Annotated in this window: 3 protein-coding genes; 2 read left to right on the top strand and 1 reads right to left on the bottom strand. The window is 62.0% G+C overall.

All coding sequences use genetic code 11. The features are described 5' to 3' along the window. A partial coding sequence (locus B3C64_RS03720) for a phosphoenolpyruvate carboxylase (protein ID WP_291533822.1) occupies positions 1 to 2,441 on the bottom strand: 2,441 nt, incomplete at its 3' end. Positions 2,442 to 2,818: 377 nt separating this feature from the next. Here B3C64_RS03720 and B3C64_RS03715 point away from each other — a divergent pair. Then, the gene (locus tag B3C64_RS03715) at positions 2,819 to 4,462 is read left to right on the top strand and encodes a threonine/serine ThrE exporter family protein (RefSeq protein WP_291533826.1); all 1,644 of its coding nucleotides are present in this window, start codon (positions 2,819 to 2,821) and stop codon (positions 4,460 to 4,462) included. Positions 4,463 to 4,679: 217 nt separating this feature from the next. After that, on the top strand, positions 4,680 to 6,275 hold the full coding sequence (locus tag B3C64_RS03710) for a sodium/proline symporter (RefSeq protein WP_291533824.1): 1,596 nt from the start codon (positions 4,680 to 4,682) through the stop codon (positions 6,273 to 6,275). The last annotated feature ends 89 nt before the right edge of the window (positions 6,276 to 6,364 follow it).

The raw sequence follows: 6,364 nt of genomic DNA, 5'->3' as shown, positions 1-6,364 counted from the left end.
TACATGCGGGCGATACGCTCATCGGTCTTCGCGATCGACATCTCGATGTTGTCGATGAACGTGGAGAACAGCGGCCATTCCTCATACGCCTTACGCAGCGTCTCCAGGTCGCCGAACTTCTCGCACGCGGTGCCCAGGCCATACCATGCGGCCAGGTTGATGCGGGCCTGAGCCCAGGAGAAGATCCACGGAATGGTGCGCAGATCGTCGAGGGACTTGGCGCCCAGACCACGCTTCGCCGGGCGGGAGCCGATCGGCAGCAGGCCGATCTCAGTCAACGGCGTCACGGTGGAGAACCACGGGGCGAAGCCGTTGGTGTTCAGCAGGTCGAGGAAGCGCTCGTGGGCGGCCTCGTCGAGTTTGCTGGCCATGTCGGCGTACTTCTCGGTCATGTCGGTGTTGCGCTTCTCCACGCTCGGCGCGGACTGCAGCAGCGTCGCAGCCGCGACGGACTCGACGTGGCGGACGGCCAGCACCGGGTTGCCGTAGCGGGCGAAAATGACCTCGCCCTGTTCGGTGAGCTTGAAGCGGCACTTCACGGAACCGACCGGCTGGGCGAGCACCGCACGGTTGGCGGGGCCGCCACCACGACCGACGGCGCCGCCGCGGCCATGGAACAGGGTCAGATCGATGTCGTGGGACTTCGCCCACTTGGCGATGCGCTCCTGGGCGGAATGCAGGGCCAGCGTGGCGGAGGTCGGGCCGGCGTCCTTCGAGGAATCGGAGTAGCCAAGCATGACTTCCAGCTTGCCGCCGGTCGCCTTCAGACGAGCCTGCACCTCAGGAATCTTGATCATTTCCTCAAGCACGTTCACCGAGTTCTGCAGATCCTCAAGCTGTTCGAACAGCGGGATCACGTCGATGGTCGGCACATCCTCCGGATGCGCGAAGGCCAGACGGTTCAGCTCATACACGTCCTTGATGTTCTGGGCGCTCTTCGTGAAGGAGATGATGTAACGGCGGGCGGCCTTCAGACCGTTGCGCTTCTGGATGGAACCCAGGGCGCGGAAGGTGTCGAGCACCTCATGGGTCATCGGCTGCAGTTCGCCACGCTCACCGTGCAGACCGTGCTCGCGGATGTCTTCCAATGCACGGGAGTGCACGACGGAGTGCTGACGGAACTCCATCTCAACCATGTGGAAGCCGAAGGTCTCGGCCTGCCAGATCAGGTTCTGCAGCGGGCCGTAGGCGGAACGCTTCGCGCCGGCCGCGGCGAGGGAACGCTGCACGGTCTTCAGATCGGCGATGAAGTCATCGCAGGAGTGGTACATCAGGTCGGCGTCGCGCTCGATGGTGTAGTGCAGACGGTCGGCCATGACCAGCATGACCGCGCGGTGCAATTCCTTGGTGGAGATCAGCGCGGCCTTTTCGGTCAGACGCTCGCTCATTTCCTTCTGATGGCTCCACAGGGACTTCAGTTCGGCGCTTGCCGGCGTGGTGAGGGCCTCCATCGTGAGGTTCTTGCCCACGGTGCGGGTTTCCTTCTCCAGCGCGGCCAGCACGTGGTCGCTGAACTTGCGGGCCACCTGGCGGCTCACCTTGGCGGTGACGTTCGGGTTGCCATCACGGTCGGAGCCGATCCAGCTTCCCGGGTGGAAGAACGCCGGGCACTCCGGCGGTTCCAGACCGGCCTTGTCGCCCAGCAGCCAGTCGTCGAAACGACGGTAGACCTGCGGGATGGTGTGGAACAGCGTGGAATCGAAGATGTCGAGAATCGTGTCGGCTTCCTCGACCGGAGTCGGCTTCTTCAGCGCGATCGGGGAGGTGCGGAACAGTGCGTCGATCTCGTTGTACAGACGACGGCTGTTCTCCTTCTTGTCGGAGCCGCCGAGCTGGTTGTGCACGGCGAGCAGCTGGGAGATTCTGCGGATCTTGCCTTCCACCGCCTTGCGGCGCGCTTCGGTCGGGTGCGCGGTGAAGACCGGGTGGAACTCCAAGCGGTTCAGCAGCTCCTTGGCCTTGGCCGGACCCAGCTCGTTGATGAGCTTGTGGTAGGCGACGGTGAGTTCGTTGACCGGGTCGACAGCATTGCTGTCCGCCACTTCGGCTTCGCGTGCGCGCAGCGCGGAGACGCGGTAGTTTTCCTCGGAAAGATTGGCGAGGTGGAAGTAGGTGGTGAATGCGCGGGCCAGCAGCTGTGCGTCGTGCTGGTCGATTTCGTCGATGACCTTCGTGGCCTCGGCCAGACCGTCCTCATTCGGATTCGCGTTGCCGCCGAAGTGCTCGTCGCTTGCCTCGACCGCGTACTTACGCACGGTGTCGAAGATGTTGAGCAGCTTGGGGTCGTACTCGTTGAGCACGTCACGCAGGATCTTCAGGGAAAGATCCATGTCGTATTTCAGCTTGTCAGGAAGATCGTGCTCTTCCGGAGCCTTTCGGCCCGTGCCGGTTTCCACAATGGAAGCATCGGCAGGCACGATTTGCTGTTCATCTTTTGCCAAAACAAACCTCCTTAGTCGAACGACGGGTTGCTCGGTCTATTTGGTCGCCCGTGGCTCCTCCACGGTTGTTGAGGCCAAATCGTTGCGAGCCCACAGCCCTTGGTTCAACGTGGTTATTGCAATCGCAGATTCTACTGCGCGCAAATCGCCGTTTGTGTTACGAAGTCCATTTTCGAGATTATTTTTTGGACATTCCGCGAAAGTCCCCATGGACGGCCGCATCGGCTGTGCGATTGCCCGCGCTATTGCGCATGATCGGCGCATAGAGTAGAAAAGGACGAGTGAGCGTACAGAGAGACAATCGAGAACACGGCACTGAACAGCTCCAGGGAGCTTCGGCGGTCAGCAAATTCCACACCCACTCCATTCCATTGGACATGGAAGACATCGAACGCGATTGGGACAAGCCCATCACCGAAGCCGGCATCGCGGCGAAAGCCAGCGTGGTAGTGCGCGTCGGCATGCTCGACCTCGGCGCGGGCACCGGCAGCTTCCGCGTGCGCGAAATGATGCACCGCATCGCGTATCCGCTGGGCGTGCACGTGCGTGCCGACGTCAATCTCACCGACATAGAAGCATCCTGCACGGACGGCAAGGACCGCATCACCGAAGTCGTCGATCTGCCGACCACCGGCGTCAACACCGAACGCATCTGGCTGCTGGAGCACTTCGCCGACTGGTTCAACGTCAATCTCGGCAAATCCTCGATGTACCACAGCCAAGCCGACGTTTCCGAAGGGCTGATGGAGCATCTCGACAAGCGCGACGCCTCGCAGGTATCCGCCGACCTGTCGAAGCAGCTCAAGGAACAGCAGAAAACGGAACAGAAACAGGAAGACGCCAACGATCCCGTCCTCGACGTGCTGGAGATGGTGACGGAAGACACGCAGGACAGCGACGCCACCGCCCATCCGATCCACATGCGTGACATCGACGCGGCCGCGGGAAAGACGTGGAAAACCCGCCAGCACAAGCCGCCGAAGGAGTACGCCGAGCATTTCGACCACATCGGCAAGGCCGCGGGGGAGACGCAGGGCGTCACCGTGCGGCAGGCGCATGAGCGGCTCGATATGATCGAGCGCCGCAAGCCGCTGTATTCGCCAGCCTTCGCCGGACTCGCGTCAGCCTGCGCCTGCGCGTCCTTCGTGTTCCTGCTCGGCGGCGGCCCCTTCGATATGATCGGCGCGTTCGTCGGAGCCGGCCTCGGCCACTGGCTGCGCCGCAAGCTGTTCGCGCACCACCTCAACCAGTTCTTCGTCACCTTCGTATGCGTCGCCGTCGCGGCGCTCGCCTGCACCGGCATGCTGCGACTCATCGGCATCTTCAATCCGGTCGCATTGCAGCACGACACCGCGTACATCGGCGCGATGCTATTCGTCATCCCCGGATTCCCGCTGATCACCGGCGGGCTCGACATGGCGAAAATCGACTTCCCATCAGGCATCCAACGCGTCAGCTACGTGCTGTGCATCATCCTCATGGCGACGCTTGCGGGATGGATGGTCGCCTCAATCGTGCATCTGAACCCCGAAGGCTTCGAACCACTCGGTTTGAACCCCGTCGTCAATTGCCTGCTGCGCATGGTGTTCGCGTTCATCGGCGTATGGGGATTCTCCGTGATGTTCAACTCGCCGCAGCGCATGTGCCTCGTCGCGGCCACCATCGGCGCGATCACCGATACGCTGCGTCTTGAAATCGTCGATGCCGGCGTCCCCGCCGAAGCCGGCGCCTTCCTCGGCGCGCTGCTTGCCGGTCTGCTTGCCTCCGCGTGGCGCTCTTCGGTGCGACATGGTTGGCTCGCGCCCCATCTGGGCTATCCGCGCATTTGCCTGACCGTCCCATCCATCGTGATCATGGTGCCCGGTCTGTATATGTACCAGGCGATGTTCCACCTTGGCCAGTTCGATACGCTGAACGCGCTCGACTGGGCGTTCCGCGCGTTCATGGTGATCATCTGCCTGCCGATCGGCTTGGCCATGGCTCGCGTCATCACCGACAAATCCTGGCGATACGACATCTGAGCAGTCATGTTCGGGGGTATTTTCGGGGTTGCCTGATATGAATGATGCCCATATTTCGGCTCTGAGCGTGAGACGATTGGGGTTCGATGCCATATCGAACGGTTACATTGGGTCGAACCAACGTTTTTCGCCAGCGATAATCGGCGCTGATGCGATCGGTGTTTGACGAGAGAGGAAATGGAACGTGGTTTCCAAAGACATCTGGGTTCTTATGGCCATGGTCATCTACTTTGCGGCCATGCTGACGATCGGCTTCGTGTACTCCAAACGTTCCAACTCGTCCACGAGACAGTACTTCGCGGGCGGGCGTGGCGTCGGACCGTGGCTGACCGCGCTCAGCGCCGAGGCTTCCGACATGAGCGGATGGCTGCTCATGGGACTGCCCGGCCTCGCCTACTTCACCGGTGCCGCGGATCCGCTGTGGACCGCGCTCGGACTGGCGATCGGCACCTACCTCAATTGGAAGATCGTCGCCAAGCGACTGCGCCGCTATTCGGTGGTGGCCGGTGACGCGATCACCGTGCCGGACTTCTTCTCCAAGCGCTTCCACGACAAGAAGAACATCGTCTCCACCATCGCGGCGCTGATCATCCTCGTGTTCTTCTGCGTGTACGTCGGCAGCTGCTTCGTGACGGTAGGCAAGCTCTTCTCCACCTTGTTCGGTTGGGACTACCACCTGACCATGGTGATCGGCGCGGCCATCGTGTTCGCCTACACCATCATCGGTGGCTATCTGTCCGTGGTCGTGACCGACTTCATCCAAGGTCTGCTCATGTTCTTCGCCCTCGCCGTGGTGTTCGTCGGCTCCATCGCGTCCGTCGGCGGCGTCGACAACACCGTGGCGGTGCTGAAGGCCATTCCGGGCTTCCTCGACGGCACGCATATGGCCACGCCGGTGCTCAACGACGCCGGCGAGCAGATCATCAAGGCCGGCCGGGCCATGTTCGGCGCACCGGCCGACTACGGCGTGATCACCATGATCTCCATGCTCGCGTGGGGCCTCGGCTACTTCGGCATGCCGCAGGTGCTGGTGCGATTCCTGTCGATCCGCAGCTCCGAGGAGATCAAGAAGTCCCGTATCATCGCCACCACCTGGTGCGTGATCTCGCTGGCGTGCGGCGTATGCATCGGTCTGGTCGGCCGCGCCATGATGCCGACCCAGTTCGTCACGCAGTCCGCGGCGGAGAACATCTTCATCGTGGTGTCGCAGGCGCTGCTGCCGAGCTTCATGTGCGGCATCGTCGTGTCCGGCATCTTCGCCGCGTCCATGAGCTCCTCGTCGTCCTACATGATCATCGGCGCCTCCGCGGTCGGTGAGAACATCTTCCGCGGCCTGCTGCACCGCAAGGCCACCGACCGCCAGGTGATGATGGTGGCGCGCATCACGCTGCTCGTCATGTTCATCTTCGGCATCGTGGTGGCGTTCGACCAGAACTCCTCGATCTTCCAGGTGGTCTCCTACGCGTGGGCCGGTCTGGGCGCATCCTTCGGCCCGTTGATGCTCGCCTCGCTGTACTGGCGTCGCACCAACAAGTACGGTGCGATTGCGGGCATGCTCTCCGGCACCGCGACCGTGCTCATCTGGCACAACCTCATCAAGCCGCTCGGCGGCGTCTTCGCCATCTACGAACTGCTGCCGGCGTTCATCATCTCCATGCTGTTCATCGTGGTGGTCTCATTGCTCACTCCGGCTCCCAGCGCCGAAGTGCTGCACGAATTCGACCATTATCTCGACGATCCGACCGACCGCACCGTGGACGACGACCTTGTCGCGGCGGAGATCGCGGCGGGGGAGAAGCGCGCGCAAATTTAGGCGTCTTTTATCTTTTGGCGTCTCCCACCTTTTCGCGGAAAGGCTTTGGGCTTTCAAACTGGCCGTTCGGACTGAGCATGGTGACTGGT

Origin of the sequence: Bifidobacterium sp. UBA6881 (genome assembly GCA_002451435.1) — a bacterium.
Lineage (GTDB): Bacteria > Actinomycetota > Actinomycetes > Actinomycetales > Bifidobacteriaceae > Bifidobacterium.
The sequence above is the reverse complement of the archived record's forward strand: the minus strand, read 5'-3'. Positions and strand labels throughout refer to the sequence as shown.